Origin of the sequence: Novosphingobium organovorum (genome assembly GCF_022832435.1) — a bacterium.
Taxonomy (GTDB): domain Bacteria; phylum Pseudomonadota; class Alphaproteobacteria; order Sphingomonadales; family Sphingomonadaceae; genus Novosphingobium; species Novosphingobium organovorum.
The window spans coordinates 5,213-21,667 of the sequence record NZ_JALHLF010000042.1; the positions used below are offsets into that span (position 1 = coordinate 5,213).

Annotated in this window: 15 protein-coding genes; 5 read left to right on the top strand and 10 right to left on the bottom strand. The window is 67.5% G+C overall.

The window, feature by feature from the left end:
• The first annotated feature begins 386 nt into the window (after positions 1–386).
• The gene (locus MTR62_RS11650) at positions 387–959 is read left to right on the top strand and encodes a TMEM165/GDT1 family protein (RefSeq protein WP_244021042.1); all 573 of its coding nucleotides are present in this window, start codon (positions 387–389) and stop codon (positions 957–959) included.
• Positions 960–1,124: 165 nt separating this feature from the next.
• Here MTR62_RS11650 and MTR62_RS11655 read toward each other — a convergent pair whose 3' ends face one another.
• Entirely contained in the window at positions 1,125–2,210 is a 1,086-nt protein-coding gene (locus MTR62_RS11655) for a DUF5694 domain-containing protein (protein WP_244021044.1), read from the bottom strand.
• Between the two features lie 196 nt (positions 2,211–2,406).
• Here MTR62_RS11655 and MTR62_RS11660 point away from each other — a divergent pair, with 196 nt between their 5' ends.
• Entirely contained in the window at positions 2,407–2,880 is a 474-nt protein-coding gene (locus MTR62_RS11660; RefSeq protein WP_244021047.1) for a hypothetical protein, read from the top strand.
• 4 nt (positions 2,881–2,884) lie between these two features.
• Here MTR62_RS11660 and MTR62_RS11665 read toward each other — a convergent pair whose 3' ends face one another.
• Positions 2,885–3,559: a response regulator transcription factor gene (locus tag MTR62_RS11665; protein ID WP_244021049.1), complete on the bottom strand. Its 675-nt coding sequence runs from the start codon at positions 3,557–3,559 to the stop codon at positions 2,885–2,887.
• Between the two features lie 241 nt (positions 3,560–3,800).
• On the opposite strand from MTR62_RS11665, the gene MTR62_RS11670 reads away from it, so the two are divergent.
• Both MTR62_RS11670 and MTR62_RS11675 read left to right on the top strand, forming a co-directional pair.
• Positions 3,801–4,751 carry a UDP-2,3-diacylglucosamine diphosphatase gene (locus MTR62_RS11670; RefSeq protein WP_244021051.1) on the top strand — a complete coding sequence of 317 codons (951 nt, stop codon included), beginning with the start codon at positions 3,801–3,803 and terminating at the stop codon, positions 4,749–4,751.
• A complete protein-coding gene (locus MTR62_RS11675; protein ID WP_244021053.1) occupies positions 4,748–5,821 on the top strand; it encodes a glycosyltransferase family 4 protein in 1,074 nt (357 codons plus the stop codon). Before MTR62_RS11670 ends, MTR62_RS11675 begins: the two co-directional genes overlap by 4 nt.
• 115 nt (positions 5,822–5,936) lie before the next feature.
• On the opposite strand, the gene phoB is transcribed toward MTR62_RS11675, so the two are convergent.
• From phoB to MTR62_RS11715, 8 genes are all read right to left on the bottom strand, one after another.
• Positions 5,937–6,623 (bottom strand): phosphate regulon transcriptional regulator PhoB, encoded by a 687-nt coding sequence (gene phoB, locus MTR62_RS11680; RefSeq protein ID WP_244021059.1) that lies wholly within the window; start codon positions 6,621–6,623, stop codon positions 5,937–5,939.
• A 34-nt stretch (positions 6,624–6,657) separates the two neighbouring features.
• Positions 6,658–7,353: a phosphate signaling complex protein PhoU gene (gene phoU / locus MTR62_RS11685; protein ID WP_244021061.1), complete on the bottom strand. Its 696-nt coding sequence runs from the start codon at positions 7,351–7,353 to the stop codon at positions 6,658–6,660.
• A 61-nt stretch (positions 7,354–7,414) separates the two neighbouring features.
• Positions 7,415–8,176, bottom strand: coding sequence for a phosphate ABC transporter ATP-binding protein PstB (gene pstB, locus MTR62_RS11690; protein WP_244021067.1), 762 nt, complete (start codon positions 8,174–8,176; stop codon positions 7,415–7,417).
• A gap of 4 nt (positions 8,177–8,180) precedes the next feature.
• Positions 8,181–9,068, bottom strand: coding sequence for a phosphate ABC transporter permease PstA (gene pstA, locus MTR62_RS11695; RefSeq protein WP_244021071.1), 888 nt, complete (start codon positions 9,066–9,068; stop codon positions 8,181–8,183).
• Entirely contained in the window at positions 9,061–10,434 is a 1,374-nt protein-coding gene (gene pstC / locus MTR62_RS11700) for a phosphate ABC transporter permease subunit PstC (RefSeq protein WP_244021073.1), read from the bottom strand. The genes pstA and pstC overlap by 8 nt, the downstream gene beginning before the upstream one ends.
• A 139-nt stretch (positions 10,435–10,573) precedes the next feature.
• On the bottom strand, positions 10,574–11,620 hold the full coding sequence (locus MTR62_RS11705; protein ID WP_244021076.1) for a substrate-binding domain-containing protein: 1,047 nt from the start codon (positions 11,618–11,620) through the stop codon (positions 10,574–10,576).
• A gap of 297 nt (positions 11,621–11,917) precedes the next feature.
• Positions 11,918–13,312 (bottom strand): OprO/OprP family phosphate-selective porin, encoded by a 1,395-nt coding sequence (locus MTR62_RS11710; RefSeq protein ID WP_244021078.1) that lies wholly within the window; start codon positions 13,310–13,312, stop codon positions 11,918–11,920.
• A 201-nt stretch (positions 13,313–13,513) separates the two neighbouring features.
• The gene (locus tag MTR62_RS11715) at positions 13,514–14,503 is read right to left on the bottom strand and encodes a sensor histidine kinase (protein WP_244021080.1); all 990 of its coding nucleotides are present in this window, start codon (positions 14,501–14,503) and stop codon (positions 13,514–13,516) included.
• Positions 14,504–14,897: 394 nt separating this feature from the next.
• Between MTR62_RS11715 and zwf the strand changes: the two genes are divergently transcribed.
• Positions 14,898–16,340, top strand: coding sequence for a glucose-6-phosphate dehydrogenase (gene zwf, locus MTR62_RS11720; RefSeq protein WP_244021082.1), 1,443 nt, complete (start codon positions 14,898–14,900; stop codon positions 16,338–16,340).
• The last annotated feature ends 115 nt before the right edge of the window (positions 16,341–16,455 follow it).

Consider the following 16,455-nt stretch of genomic DNA (forward strand, 5'->3'; position numbering starts at 1 on the left):
ATCCGCGCGCACCCCTTGCCGCGCGCACCATGGGCCCGGCCGCTCGCTTGCGAGCGGCCGGGCCTTTTGCGTGCCCCACCTTGCAGGCCAGGACGTGCAGGCAAAGCCTTGCAGGCGGCGCAAACCCGCGCTAAGGGCGCGTCTCGTCCCTTGGGGAGTAGCCACCTGCCCCGCCGCGTCATCCGGTCCACCCGGACATCCGCGCGCAGGCAGGCCCTGTCGTCAACACACTTGGTCGAGAGACCATGGCGCACAGGAGTTCACCGTCCGGCCCCGCGCCGGACCGCGACCGGGCAAGACCAATGACGCCTGTCTCCCCGCTCGGCCGGGCGGGGGATGCGGGCGTCGTTGCGTTCTGATGACCCGCCCGGCCCCGGAGACCCAGCTTGGAAGCCTTTCTCACCTCGACCTCGGTGGTCGCGCTCGCCGAAATCGGTGACAAGACGCAGCTGCTCGCAATCGTGCTCGCCACCCGTTTCAAGAAACCCTGGCCGGTGGTCGCGGGCATTTTCGCCGCCACCCTTGCCAACCACTTCCTCGCCGCGCTCGTGGGCGAACAGGCCGCCGCCTTCCTGCAAGGCGAATGGTTCCGCTACCTCGTCGCCGCCAGCTTCATCGCGATGGGCTTCTGGACGCTGATCCCCGACAAGTTCGAGGAAGACGACGAGCCCAAGCCCGGCCGCTTCGGCCCGTTCCTGACCACGCTGATCGCCTTCTTCCTGGTCGAGATGGGCGACAAGACGCAGATCGCCACGGTGGCGCTGGGCGCGCGTTTCCAGGCGGTGGTGCCGGTCATGCTGGGCACGACGCTGGGCATGATGCTCGCCAACGGTCCGGTGGTCTTCGCGGGCAACGCGCTGATCCGCCGCATCCCGATGCGCGCGGTCCACATCACCGCCGCGCTCCTGTTTCTGGCCATCGGCGTGTGGCTGCTGGCGCAGACCGCCGGCCTGCTCTGACACCGTTGGCAGCGGTCCGCAAAGGCCCATGCCCCGCACACGGCCTGCGTGCGCGAGGTTCCTCTGGGCCGGTCGATCCGATCGCATCGGAGCGACCGGCCCAGAGGAACGTGCGCTGTGCTGTTTTCGGAATCGTCCGGTGATCCTGCCTCACTGGAACCTGCTCTAGCGCAGCACCTTTTGCGCATCGACCAGCCGGACGTCGTGCATCTGGTTCAGATAGGCCTCGTAATAGGGCTTATGCGAGGCGCCGACCACCGCCAGCAGCCGCGTGCCGGGGCGGTACTCCAGAATCTCGCGAATGTTGGCAACCATGCGCAAGTTGCGTGTCTCCCAGTAGCCCAGGTACTGCCGCCCGAAACGCTGGGGCGAAGGTTCGGCGAGCGCGGCGCCGAAATCCGAGCGGAAAACCACGTCCCCTTGCGCCGGATCGTTGAGCGCCCGAATGTACGCGAGCAAGCCGCCCGGCGCGCTCAATGCCTTCTCGTAGCGCGCGCCTTGCGCCTGCCTGGCTCGGGTCGCCGGATTGTCCCAGGCCGCCTCGATCGCGGCACCATAGGCCTTTAGCTCGGCCGGATCCGCCGGATCGGGGGTGTCGGCGCTGTGATCGTCGACGCTCCAGATCCTCTCGAGCCCCAGCCGCGCGGCGAGCACGGCGGACAGCTGCGTGGTCTCATTGCGCCGCGCCGCGAACGCGCGCAGGTATGCGGCCAGCGGCGCCGTCAGGCCATCGCCCGCGCGCCGTTCTGCCGGGGAAAGACGCAGCCACTGGACCAGCGCCGATCCCCGCTCGCCCGCAGCGAGGAATAGCGCGACCAGACGGCGTCGCTCTGCCGCCTGCACCACCGCGGGCCAGTGCGCCAGCGTGCGTTCCGCCTCGGCGTTCGCGGCGGGAACGTCGAGCCCGAGCGCGGCGCCCGCCTCGGCCGGGTCCCAGCAATAGGTCCTCACCGTCTCGGCATAGCGCGCCGGATTACGGCGCAGCGCGTCGCACTGCAGCCCCGAGACATCCTCGGTGACGATCGCCTCGGGCTTCCACGCCGCCAGCCGGGCCAGCAAGGGCTCGAGCGCGGGCCCCAGCGCCACGTCCTCGGGCAGTCCCGAAAGATGCGCCATGCCCAGCACCAGAACGCGGTTGGGCGTCCCCACGGTAGGGCCCTTGTGCGCGGACGGATCGAAGGGGGGCCGGTAGTCCTGCGCCGATGCCGCGAGCGCCGTTGAAAGCCCCAGGAGCCCGGCCGCAGCGCTCATCAGTCCATGCGTCCATTTCCCGGCCAGCCCCATGCACACCTACCCTCCTGGTCCAAATCGACCGCTGTACACAGGCGCCCAGTTCCAAGGCTGGCGAGGCGGGATCGACCAGCGTCCGTCCGCACCCGACGAAAGACGCCCACCGATGCTCCCAAACCACTTGCACCACCCGGACGACAGCCCCACCATACTCCCTATGGACATTCTAATCGCCCTGGGCATCTCCTTGATCGCCACCCTGACTCTCGCACGCGAGACCCCGATCGCATGCTGGCTGCACGCGCGGCTGATCGTCCCGATGGCAACTCGGCTTTGCGCCATCCGCCCCGGCCACGTCATGGCCACCGCCCTTCTTCTGGTGTTCATCGGGCTGATCGGCTGGTGGGGCGGACACGACGGGATCGGCGCGCTCGCGATGGGCGCCCCGGACCTGGCCTCCTGGTTCGCTCTGGCTGATGTCGCGACTGCGCTCGAGGCGTTGTCTGCGCTCGCGCTAGTGCTCGCGGCCAGCCCGCTGCGCACGCTCGGGCGTGGCGCCCTTACCGACCGCAACCCACGGCGTCCGCGTCGTACCGCACCGCGCGCGCGCAGTCGGCAAAGGGCACGTAGCAGCGCCGCCAATGACGGGGAAGACGACGAAGACGCGACCCGATACGCGGAGGCCGCGTGAACGCTCAGGCCGCGTCGAAGACGTAGCCGAGCGAGCGCACGGTGCGCAGCGGGTTGCCCGCACCCGCGCTCTTGAGCGCACGGCGCAGACGGCCGATCCACACGTCGACCGTGCGTTCGTCCACCGGCGGTTCCTGCTTGCCGAGCGCGGCGATGAGCTGCGCGCGGGTGAACACCCGGCCGGGATGCTCGATGAAATAGCGCAGGAGGCGCAGTTCGTTGGGCATCAGCGCAATCGGCTTGCCCTGCCAGCGCGCCTGGAACGCGGCGACGTCCACCGTCAGTTCGCCCTGCGCCACGGTGCGCAGGCCCACGCTCTCGGGCTCGCCCACGCTGGCGCCGAGCACCCGGTCGAGCAGCATCGTGCGGTTGAGCGGGCCAACCATGTAATCGTCCGCGCCCGTGCGCAGCGCGCGCTTGCGGTCCTCGAGCGTGTCTTCCTCGAGCACCATGGTCACGTGCGCGTGCGCGGTCAGCGCGTCGGCGCGCAGCCGCCGGCACAGCTCGAGCCCCGACATTTCGGGCAGGACCCAGTCGATGAACACCCACAGCGCCCCTTCGATCAGGGGCAGCTCGCCAAAATCGCTCCAGCGGTGCAGCACGACGTCGAATTCGTCGTGCCGGAACGCCGCGTAGCCACCGGAAAGTTCGCTGGCCAACAAGATATCGATGCGCCGCATGGCCCCCTTTCCACCTGGATAGGGCGGCTATCTGCAATGGCAATATGACGGAGGGGTGACAATCGGGTGACCCGGCGCACAAATGTCGCCGCGCAGCCCCGCAAGCGCGCTTTCACGACCCCGCACGGGCCTTATCGACGCGCGCCACTGTCACAGAACTGACCGGCAACCGTCACCGCCACGCCATCGCCTCGTGGCAGGGAGAGACAACGCGCTTTCAACCAACCGGGGACACCGTGACATGGCCAAGGACGCAAACGCACACTTCGCGCAGGTCGCCCGATCGCTGGCGGGACCGACCGGATCGATCCCCGAATGGCTCGACCTGCCCGACCCCAAGGGCTTTCGCCCCAAGCGCAAGTACGAAACCATCTGGATTTCCGACGTGCACCTGGGCACGCGCGGCTGCAACGCGGACATGCTGGTCGATTTCCTGCGCTCGGTCGAATGCAGGACGCTCTACCTGGTGGGCGACATCGTCGACGGCTGGCGGCTGCGCAAGAACTGGTACTGGCCCGACGCGCACAACGAAGTGATCCGCCGCATCCTCAAGATGGCGCATCGCGGCACGCGCGTGGTGTTCATCGCGGGCAACCACGACGAGATGCTGCGCGATTATGCCGGGCTGACTTTCGGCGGGGTCGAACTGGTGATGGAGGCGGTCCACGAAACGAAGGACGGGCGCCGCCTGCTGGTCACCCACGGCGATGCCTACGATGGCGTGGTGCTTTACCACAAGTGGCTCGCGTACCTGGGCGATCAGGCCTACGGGCTGCTGCTGCGCGCCAACATCGTGTTCAACGCGGTGCGCCGGCGGCTGCGGATGCCTTACTGGTCACTGTCGGCCTACATGAAGAAGCGGGTCAAGAACGCGGTCGCCTATATCTGTTCGTTCGAGGAAGCGGTCGCCGCCGAGGCCACCGCGCGCGGCTTCGACGGGGTGGTCTGCGGCCACATCCACTGCGCCGAAATCCGCACATTCGGCGGCATCACCTACTACAACGACGGCGACTGGGTGGAGAGCTGCACCGCGCTGGTGGAGGACCTGCACGGCCACATCGCGATCGTCGACTGGGTGGCCGAGACCGGCGGGCGCAGCGCGCCGGGCGACGAGACCGCGCCCGAAAACGCCCCGGTGGGAACGCCCCTGCCCGCCCCCGCCGGTATCCGCCCCGCCGGGGCCATGGCATGAGGATTGCGCTGGCGACCGACGCCTGGCTGCCGCAGGTCAACGGCGTCGTGCGTTCGCTGAGCGCGACGCTCGAGGAACTGGTGCGGCGCGGGCACAGCGTCGAAACGGTGACGCCCGACAGGTTCCTCACCGTACCGATGCCCGGTTACTCCGAAATCCGCCTGGCCATGGCGCCGCGCTTCGGGGTGCGCCGGATGCTCGACCGGGCCGCGCCGCAGCTGGTCCACATCGCCACCGAAGGCCCGATCGGCTGGGCCGCGCGCGGCTGGTGCCTGTCGCGCTCGGTGCCCTTCACCAGCGCCTTTCACACCCGCTTTCCCGAATACGCCGCGGTGCGCACCGGGATCAGCGCGGAACGCTTCTGGCCGATCATGCAGCGCTTCCACGCGCAGTCGAGCGCGGTGCTGGTCTCCACCCGCAGCCTCGCAGGCGAACTGGCGCGCCGGGGCATCACCCATACGCTGCCCTGGAGCCGGGGCATCGACCACGACCTGTTCAAGCCGCACGGCCCGCGCCACCCGGCGCTGACCGCCCTGCCCGGCCCGGTGCTGCTCAACGTCGGCCGCGTCGCGCCCGAAAAGAACCTCGAGGCCTTCCTCGAGGCGCGCGTTCCCGGCTCGAAAGTGGTGGTGGGCGATGGCCCCGCGCTCGAGAGCCTGAAGCGCCGCTACCCCGAGGTGCATTTCCTCGGCGCGATGCGCGGGGAAGAGCTGGCGAGCGCCTACCGCGCGGCGGACTGCTTCGTGTTTCCGAGCCGGACCGACACGTTCGGTCTCGTCGTGATCGAGGCGCTGGCCTGCGGGGTTCCGGTCGCCGCCTACCCGGTCACCGGCCCGATCGACATCCTGGGCGAAGACGGGCGCGGGGTGGATCTCAAGGTGGTCTGCCCGGCGGGCGCGATCGACGCCGATCTGGAGGCCGCCATCGAAGGAGCGCTGGCCATCGCGCGCGAGGATGCGGCCGCGCTGGGCGATCTCTATTCGTGGGAGCGCGCCACCGACCAGTTCCTCGCCGCGATCACGGCGGCGGTGAAGGCCGCGCAGGAGGATGTGGCGAGCGCGGCGGCGTGAGGGTTCGCCGGACGGCACGTCTGACATGCCCACCCCCAGAATTTGCCCCCCCGCCCCCTCCCGCTAGCGGGAGGGGAGTTTCGGGCGGCCGGTGAAGGAAAGCGCCGCAACGCCCTCAGTTCACGTCCATCGCATAGCCCGCCGCGCGCACGGTGCGGATCGGGTCGGTGTCGCCGTCGCGGTTGATGGCCTTCCTGAGACGGCGGATATGGACGTCCACGGTGCGCTCGTCGATGTCGGAGTCCATGCCCCAGACGCCATCGAGGATCTGCTGGCGCGAGACGACGCGGTTGGGGCGTTCCATGAAGTAGCGCAGCAGGCGAAACTCGGTCGGGCCAAGGTGCAGCGGCTCGCCGCCACGGCGCACGCGGTGGCTGGTGGCGTCCAGTTCGATGTCGCCCCACTGCAACACGCTGCCCGCAAGGCTGGGGCGCGAGCGGCGCAGCAGCGCCTCGATCCGCGCCATCAGCTCGCGCGGGGAGAAGGGCTTGGTGACATAATCGTCCGCGCCGGTCTTGAGGCCACGGATCATGTCCTCTTCCTCGCCGCGCGCGGTGACCATGATGACCGGGATCTGCGCGGTCTCCTTGTCCTTGCGCAGCTGGCGGCAGACCTCGATGCCGGGGATCTGCTCGATCATCCAGTCGAGCACGATGGCATCGGGCGCCTGTTCGCGCACCATCAGCAGCGCCTCTTCGCCGTCGCCCGTGCTGCGCACGTCATAGCCTTCGGCCGAAAGGTTCCAGGTGAGCAGTTCGCACAAGGCGACGTCGTCTTCGACGACAAGCACGGAAGGGTTCATCGCAGGCTCCCGGTCACAGGGTTGGAGCGATCGATCAGGCGAAGTTGCCGGTATCGTCGGTCTGGCTGTCGCGTTCGGTGCAGTATTCGCCGGTGGCCGCGTAATAGACCATCTCGGCGACATTGGTGGCGTGGTCCCCGATACGTTCGAGGTTGCGCGCGATGAACAGCATCTGCGCCGCGACCGTGATCGTCGAGGGGTTTTCCATCATGTGCGTGAGCAGCGAGCGGAACAGCGTGTTGTAGAAATGGTCGAGCTTGGCGTCGCGGCGGATGACCTCGACCGCGAGCTGCGCATCGCGCGAGCCGTAGGCGTTGAGCACGTCGCGCACCATACCCTCGGCGATCTCGGCCATGGTCGGCACCAGCGTCACCGGTTCGATCTTCGAGGTGTGGTCGAGCGAATCGACCCGCTTGGCGATGTTCTTGGCGTAGTCGCCGATACGCTCGATCACGCCCGAGATCTTGAGCGCGGCGATCACGTCGCGCAGGTCGTCGGCCATGGGGGCCCTCAGCGCAATGGTGCGCACCGCGAGCCGGTCCACTTCGGCCTCGAGCGCGTCGAGCCGCGCGTCGTTGGCGACCACTTCGGCGGCCAGCTCGTCGTCGTGCTGGGTCAGCGCCTTGATCGCATCGCGGATCGCCACTTCGGCGAGCCCGCCCATTTCGGCGACGAGGCCGCGCAGCTGGCCGATCTCGGAATCGAAAGCCTTGACGGTATGATCAACCATACGAATGTCCCTGTCTGCCCGCCGCCCCTTTTCCCGTGGGGCGCGCGGGACGCAAAAATGCTCAGCCGTAGCGGCCGGTAATGTAGTCCTTGGTGCGATCCTCGCGCGGGGTCGTGAACAGCTGGCTGGTCTCGCCGTATTCCACCAGGTGCCCGAGGTGGAAGAAGGCGGTGCGCTGCGACACGCGCGCGGCCTGCTGCATCGAGTGCGTGACGATGACGATGGCGTAGGTGTTCTTCAGCTCGTCGATCAGTTCCTCGATGCGCGCGGTGGCGATCGGGTCGAGCGCGGAGCACGGCTCGTCCATCAGGATGACCTCGGGGCTGACCGCGATCGCGCGCGCGATGCACAGGCGCTGCTGCTGGCCGCCCGAAAGCGCGGTGCCCGGATCGGACAGGCGATCCTTCACCTCGTCCCACAGCCCCGCCTTGACGAGCGAGCTCTCGACGATCTCGTCCATCTGCGCCTTGCCCTGGGCGAGCCCGTGGATGCGCGGGCCATAGGCGATGTTTTCGTAGATCGACTTGGGGAACGGGTTGGGCTTCTGGAACACCATGCCAACGCGCGCGCGCAGCGCCACGGGGTCCATGTCGGGCCCGTAGATGTCCTCCCCGTCGAGCAGGATCTCGCCCGTCACGCGCGCGCCCGCGATGGTGTCGTTCATGCGGTTCAAGGAGCGCAGGAAAGTCGACTTGCCACAGCCCGAAGGGCCGATGAAGGCGGTGACGATGCCGTTGTCGATGGCGATCGAGACGTTGTCGATCGCCTTCTTCTCGCCGTAGTAGACGTCGACGTTGCGGGCTGTGAGTTTGGGTTCGGTCATATTCCTACCAGCGGACCTCGAACTTGTTTCGAAGGTATATCGCAAGGCCGTTCATCGCCAGCAGGAAGAGCAGGAGGACGATGATGGCGGCCGAAGTGTTCTGGACAAAGCCCTTGTCGATCTCGTCCGACCACAGGAAAATCTGCATCGGAAGCACGCTCGAAGGGTCGGTGATGCCGCCCGGCGGAGTGGCGACGAAGGCGCGCATGCCGATCATCAGCAGCGGCGCGGTCTCGCCCAGCGCGCGGGCCATGCCGATGATCGTGCCGGTCAGGATACCCGGCAGCGCCAGCGGCAGCACGTGGTGGAAGGTGGTCTGCACCTTGCTCGCGCCGATGCCGTAGGCGGCCTCGCGGATCGAGGGCGGAACCGCCTTGATCGCGTTGCGCCCCGAAATGACGATGACCGGCATCGTCATCAGCGCCAGCGTCAGCCCGCCGACCACCGGCGAGGAGCGCGGCAGGTGCGCGGTGTTGACGAAGACCGCCAGCCCGAGCAGGCCGAAGATGATCGAGGGCACCGCGGCGAGGTTGTTGATCGAGACTTCGACAAGATCGATCCAGCGGTTGCGCGGGGCGAATTCCTCCAGATAGATCGCCGCCAGCACGCCCAGCGGAAAGGCCAGCACGAGCGTCACGAACATCGTGAGCAGCGAACCCTTGGTCGCCCCCCACACGCCCGCGATGTCCGCGTCGGTCGAATCCGAGCCGGTCAGGAACGACCAGTCGAGCCCGCCCAGGCCGTTCTTGAGCATGATGACGAGCAGCAGCGCGAGGAACGCGAGCGAGAGAACGATCGCGCCAAGGCCGATCGCCTTGAAGCGGCGCTCGGCCGCGTTGCGCTTGGCGATGCGCTTTTGCGCGGCCGCCGATTGCCAGTGCGGATTACTCATAAGCTTCCCGGAAGCGCTTCACCACGCGCAGCGCGATGATGTTGAGGACGAGCGTGACGAGGAACAGGATCAGCCCCAGCGCGAAGGCCGAGAGGGTCTTGGGGCTGTTGAACTCCTGGTCGCCGGTCAGCATCTGGACGATCTGGAAGGTGACCGTGGTCATCGAGGCGAAGGGGTTGGCCGAAAGCCGCGCGGCGGCGCCCGCGGCCATAACCACGATCATCGTCTCGCCGATAGCGCGGCTGATCGCCAGCATCACGCCCGCCACGATGCCGGGCAGCGCGGCCGGAAGCAGCACCTTCTTGATCGTTTCCGAGCGCGTCGCGCCGAGCGCCAGCGACCCGTCGCTCATCGAACGCGGCACCGCGGCGAGCGCGTCGTCGGCCATCGAGGAGACGAAGGGAATGATCATCACGCCCATCACGAGCCCTGCGGCCAGCGCGCTCTCGGTCGAGGGGTTCTCCATGCCGAGCGTGGCGGCGAAGTTGCGCACCAGCGGCGCGACGGTGAGCGCGGCGAAGTAGCCGTAGACCACGGTCGGTATCCCCGCGAGGATCTCGAGGATCGGCTTGAGCCACTTGCGCAACGAACGCGAGGCGTACTGCGTGAGGTAGATCGCGCTCATCAGGCCAAGCGGGATGGCGACCAGCATGGCGATGATCGCGCCGATGTAGATCGTGCCCCAGAACAGCGGCACCGCGCCGAAATTGCCGTCGATGTCGGTGCCGATGGCGTTGCCCGGCGACCAGTGGGTGCCGGTGAGGAAAGCGATCGGCGAGACCTGGCGGAAGAACACACCCGCCTCGAACACCAGCGAGGCGACGATCCCGAAGGTGGTCAGGATGGCCACCAGCGAGGCGAACAGCAGCACGCCCATCACCGCGCGCTCGACCTGCGTGCGCGCCTCGAAGCGGGCCTTGACGCGGGTCAGCGCGTAGGCCCCGCCGGCAAAGGCGACGATCGCGACGAGAAGCGCGCCGATGACCCCGAAACGCACCTGCAGCGCGCGCAGCGGCACGGCGAGTTCCTGCGCCTCAGTATCAAACACCGAGGCGCCCGGATCGCTGGCAAGGACATGCGCTTCGGCCAGGATCGCGCTGCGGTGCATGGTGTCGGCCGGCAGCGCGGCGGCGACCGGATCGGCCATCAGCGCGCCTTCGACGAGGCCGGGCTGGATCGCCGACCAGGCGGCCCAGACCAGCAGCGCGGGAACCACGATCCACAAGGCGACATGCCAGCCGTGGTAGGGCGGCATCGAATGCATCGAGCCGCGCCCGTGGTAGAGCAGGCGCGCACGCCCCCGCCCCACGAACCAGCCGATGAGGCCGAGGCCCAGCACCGCCAGGAGAATACCCGTCAAGATCATGGCGTGATGCCCGGTCCTTCGTTGTGTCCGGAGCGGTCTTCGCGATCCGGTTGCCCCGGATCGACCGCCCCAGCCTTTGGTCGTTACGCCTGGCCCCATCCGCCCGTTCGAGGGGACGGGGCCCGGCCCTTGGCGGTGTTTACTTCAGCACGCTCGGGTCGAGCACGGTGCCTTCGGCGATGATCTTGGCGCTCTTGGCGCGCACGTCGTCGGGCGAGATGACCATGCCCTTCTTCTTGAGGATGCCGTCCGGGCCCCAGGCCTTGGGCCAGGCGTCGATATAGGCCTTGAGGCCCTTGACCGGCGCAAGGTGCTGCTTCTTGACGTAGATGTAGAGCGGGCGCGCACCGGGGTAGGAGAAGTTGGAAATGCTCTCATAGGTCGGCTTCACGCCCGAGAGCGGCACGCCGTTCAGCACGTCGGCGTTCTCTTCGAGGTAGGAGAAACCGAAGATGCCGATCGCCTTGGGGTTCTGCGACAGCTTCTGGACGATCAGGTTGTCGTTCTCACCCGCATCGACATAGGGGCCGTCCTCGCGGATCTGGTGGCAGGTCGCCTCGAACTTTTCCTTGTCGCTGTCCTTGAGCGCCTTCATCGCCGGATCGCTGAGGCAGCCGGCCTCGAGGATCAGCTCCTTGAGCGCGTCGCGCGTGCCCGAGGTCGAGGGCGGGCCGTAGACGAGGATCGGCATGTCGGGCAGCGCCGGGTTCACGTCCTTCCAGGTCTGCGCCTTGTTGGGCTGGCCGAAGGGGTTGGCGGCGAGCGCCTTGTAGAGGTCGGTCGGGGTGAGCTGCATGCCCGGCCCCTTCTTGGCCTCGGCAAAGGCGATCCCGTCGATGCCGACCTGGATTTCCATGATGCCCTTGACGCCGTTGGCCTCGCACTTGTCGAACTCGGACTTCTTCATGCGGCGCGAGGCGTCCTCGACGTCGGGGAAATCAAAGCCGACGCCCGCGCAGAACAGCTCCATGCCCGCGCCCGTGCCGGTCGATTCGATCACCGGCGACTTGGACCCGGTCGAGCGGGCGAAATCCTCGGCGACCGAGGTCGCGAAGGGGTAGACGGTCGAGGAGCCGACCGCGGTGACATAGTCGCGCGCGCCGCCCGCGCCGCCGCCCGAGCTGCCGCAGGCGCTGAGCGCGAGCACCGAAGTCGCGGCAAGAACGAGAGTGGTGATCGATCGCATGGAATTATCCCTTGGTCTGCACTTACCCGAAGGCCCCTATGCGCCTTCAATGACACTTCCATGACGAAAGAATGACATTCTTCGCCGTGGGGTGAAAGGGGCCTGGAAACAGTGCCTGGAAACGGTGTTGTCGGTCAGATTTTCCGCACGTCTTGAGACGGCGCCCACGATCACGACCGTGGACCACCAGGGAGCCCCCCGGTGTAAACGCCGCCCTTGGGCGATGCAAGCGGCGCGCGCGGAACGCCGCCTGGCGTGGGGGCCGACGGTGCCACACCGCCAGCCCTCAAAGGGTCCTCAGAAGTCGAGCTGCGCGCGCACCGCGAAGACGTCGACCCCGTAGGCGCGGCTGCCCGAGGCGGTCGCGTAGGCGGCGTCGGTGTAATCGAGGTGCCCGTAGTTGAACATCAGGCGGGTGTAGTCGGTCTGGGTCCAGATCAGCGAGGCTTCGTAGCCCTTCTGGGTGCCGCCCACGATCCCCGCGTCGGTGAGGTCGAGGTAATCGTAGCGCAGGTTCACCTGGATCGCGCCGATCCCGCCCTCGCCCACCGGATGGGCCGGCTTGACGCGGTCGAACACGCCGTTCTTGTAGCCACGGTGATCGCCCTTGGTGAGGAAATAGCCCAGCTCGAACGAGCCGCCGAAGAAGGTCGGATCAGCGAGGCCCGGACGCACGACCTTTTGCCAGTAGCCTTCGGCGCTGGCGTGGAAGGGCCCGGCGATGACCGCGCTTTCGAGGCCAATGCCGCGCTCGGCGCTGGCGCTGAAGGTGCCGGTGTCGAGGTAGCGGGTCGAGGTGAAATGCTCGAACGGGCGCTGGCGGTAGCGCAGGGTGTCATCCTCGCCGTTCAAATCGGTGTAGTGGAACGAACCGCCGAAATGCAGTTGCGTCTTGCCGATCCTGGGCATGAACACCAGGCGCGTGTCGAGGCTGTAATTCTTGCCCGGCAGGTCCTCGGCGTTGTCGGTGAACACCCCGCCCTGCACCAGCAGCGCACCCTTGTGGTAGGCCGCCGAAAGGCCCACGCGGCGCTCGAAGGCAAAGGCGTCGGTGAAGGCGGCACGCTCGATGAACGAGGTGTTGAGGCTGCTCGACAGCTCTTCCAGCCCCTGGAAATTGTTCTGCTGGCCCGCGGTGATGGTGAGGCCATGGTCGGTGTAGTTGAGGTAGGCGTCGGTGATCTCGGCGCTGGAGGAGGCGATGTCGGTCTCCACCTTGTAGCCAAAGCCGCCGGGCACGGTGCCTTCGACGCGCAGGCGCAGGCGGCGCATTTCGCTGCCGAAGCCCTCATCGGGCGCGCCGACCGCGGGCGAGCTCGAATAGCCGGTGTCGAGGTTGATGCGCCCGCCGACCTTGAACGACCAGCCGTCGCTGGTCTCGAACTTGGGCGCGCCCTTCCATTCGATCACGACCGGGGTCTCGGCCTTGGCCGAAGCGGTGACCGGAGCCGGAGCCGCGACGGGGGCCGATGCCGGAGCCGTGGCGGCGACCGGAGTTGCCCCGGCAGCGCCCGCGTGCCCCGCCACTTCGGCCTGGAGCTGGTCGATTCGCCGCGCCATGGCGGCCATCTGCGCGCGCATCTCGGCAAGCTGGCTGACCATCTCCTCGCGCGTCGGGCCATCGGCCTGCGCCGCGCCGCGCTGTGCGTCGGCGGCAAACGCCGCGACGGGCACGCCACCGGCGAGGCCCAAGACCAGAGCTGCTGCTGAAAGTTCCCAAATTCCCCGCACCGGCGATCCCTTTTCTGACGGTAATGTGTCGGTAGGGCGGCGCAAATATGTCGAGTGCGTGACAGTTTGATGACGCGCACCGAAGAAACGGCCCACGAAACAGGGCGCCGGAACCCGCGTTCCGGCGCCCTTTTCATCCAACCATCGGAAACGATGGAGAAATCAATTTTCGCGAAGCGGCAACATCAAGGATGCTGTGGCGCCCGATCCGGGGCGGCTCTCGATGTCGAATCGCCCGCGGTGGCGCTCGACGATGTGCTTGACGATCGACAGGCCCAGCCCCGTGCCGCCCGCCGCGCGGCTGCGGCTGGTGTCGGCGCGGTAGAACCGCTCGGTCACGCGGGGCAGGTGTTCGGGCGCGATCCCCTCACCCTCGTCGCGCACCATGACCAGCACCCAGCCGGTGCGCGCGGCCTCGACCGAGACGTGGACCGGGCCACCCGGCTTGCCGTACTTGAGCGCGTTGTCGATGAGGTTGCGCAGCACCTGGAGCAGCTGCCCCCGGTCGCCCGCGATCACCGCGCTGTCGCAGTTGGTGGTGAGATCGAGCGCCGCCGAATCGCGAAATTCGGCCGCGACCTCGCGCGCGAGCTGGACGAGATCGACATTCTCGGACGGCACCTCGTGCTTGACCGCCTCGATCCGCGAGAGCGACATGAGGTCCGAGATCAGCGACTGCATGCGCTGCGCCTCGTGGCGGATAGTGCCCAGGAACCGCGTGCGCAGCTCCTCGTTGCCGCCCGCCTTGGGGTTCATCAAGGTTTCGACGTAGCCCACCACGTTGGCCAGCGGGGTGCGCAGTTCGTGGCTGGCGTTGGCGACGAAATCGGCGTGCGACTTGGCCACGCTCACCCGCTCGGACAAGTCGTAGAGACTGACCAGCCGGTCGCCCGAGGCGCCCAGGATCTTGCAGTCCACTTCCCACACGCTGCCCCCGGTCGACAGCCCCGAGACCCGCGCCACGCCCCCCTGTTCGCTCAGGATCGCGGCCACCGCCTTGGGATCGCGGATGGCGATGCGCACGTCCTGCCCGACGATATGCGCGCCGAGCAGGCCCTTGGCCGAGGAATTGGCGAACCGCACCTGCCCGCGCGCGACGATCAGCGCCGGGGTCTGGAGGTGTTCGAGAAGGTCGACGCCTTCGATGGCCATGTGCGCTGGAGTCCCTTGCGATCGACGGACCACGCCACCACGGCACGGTCCCTGTAAAGCGCCCCCGACGACGAAGCGGACGGAGCCTTGCACCGTCATCGGCCGCTTCGTCGTCGGGGGCAAGTCCAGCCTAGCGCGGACCGGCGACAGGAATATTGCAAAAACTGCACATTGCAAGCCCGGCAAATGGCCCGCAAGACTCTATACATCCAATTGAATAAAAACGATTATGACCCTCTCAAGCCCCCCTCTTCGGCGCTGTGTTCAAAACGGAGCATGAATCTAGCGATTGCAATAGAGCCTTGATATGCTGCGCCTGCGTGGTCCAAAGGGCCATTTCAAAGATTCACGATGGTCGAGAGGAGGAGCTCGACCCTCAAGTGGAAAGGCTTACGTGACCAAATTCACTTCCGATCGGCTCCTCCTGTTCGGTGCGACGGGCGATCTTTCGCGTCGCATGCTCCTTCCCTCGCTGTGCGCGCTCGATGCCGAGGGCCTGCTCGATCCCTGCATCGAGATCGTGGGCACCGCGCGTTCGGAGATGTCCGACCTCGAGTTCCGCAACTTCGCGCGCGAATCGCTCGAACAGTTCCTCCCGGCCAACCGCCGCGGGGGCATGGCGACCTTCCTCAACCGGCTGACCTACCAGCACCTCGATGCCAACGACCTCGATGGCTTCACCGCGCTGGCCGAAAAGGTGGGCACCCCGCGCCATGGCCTGTCGATCTTCCTGTCGACCGCGCCCAGCCTGTTCGAGCCGACCATCCGCGGCCTCCAGCAGAGTGGCCTTGCCGGTGAGAACGTGCGCATCGGGCTGGAAAAGCCGCTCGGCGTCGACCTTGCCTCGAGCAAGGTCATCAACGACGCGGTCGCCGCGGCCTTCCCCGAGGACCGCATTTTCCGCATCGATCATTACCTGGGCAAGGAAACCGTCCAGAACCTGCTCGCGCTGCGCTTTGCCAACCTGATGTTCGAGCCCTTGTGGAACGCGGCGCACATCGACCACGTGCAGATCACCGTGGCCGAGACCGTGGGGCTGGAATCGCGCGTGGGCTACTACGACGATTCGGGCGCGCTGCGCGACATGGTGCAGAACCACATGCTCCAGCTCCTCGCGCTCGTCGCGATGGAGCCGCCGGTCTCCTACGAGGCGACCACCGTGCGCGACGAGAAGGTCAAGGTGCTGCGCTCGCTGCGCGCCGTGTCCACCGACGAGACGGTGACCGGCCAGTACCGCGCCGGCGCGATCGGCGGCCAAGCCGTGCCCGGTTATGATGAAGAGCTCGGCAAGGATTCCAAGACCGAGACCTTCGTCGCGATCAAGGCGCACATCGACAACTGGCGCTGGCAGGGCGTGCCCTTCTACATGCGCACCGGCAAGCGCCTGCCCAAGCGCACGACGGAAGTGGTGGTCCAGTTCCGCAACGTGCCGCACTCGATCTTCTCGGGGCGCGGCGCCAAGACCGTGCCCAACCGGCTGGTCATCTCGCTCCAGCCCGACGAGAACATCACGCTCTCGCTCATGGCCAAGACCCCCGGTCTCGACCGCGAGGGCTTCGGCCTGCGCTCGATCCCGCTTGCCATCTCCATGCCCGACGCCTTTGCCGGGCCGCAGCGGCGCATCGCCTACGAGCGCCTCTGGCTCGACCTCATCGAAGGCGACCAGACGCTGTTCGTGCGCCGCGACGAAGTCGAGGCCCAGTGGGAGTGGATCGACGCGATCCGCGCCGTGTGGGACGAGCAGGAGCAGGAGCCCAAGACCTACACCGCCGGAAGCTGGGGCCCGTCTGCCGCGATCGCGCTCGCCGAACGCGACGGCAAGACCTGGCACGAGTAGACCCGGCCACGAACACGGCCGGGCGCGTATCGCCCGGCCCGTGCACGGCCCGGACGGCCCACAAGGGCCGCCGCGCAACGACAATGACGACGTACAGACAGGCGCGGGTGAAACG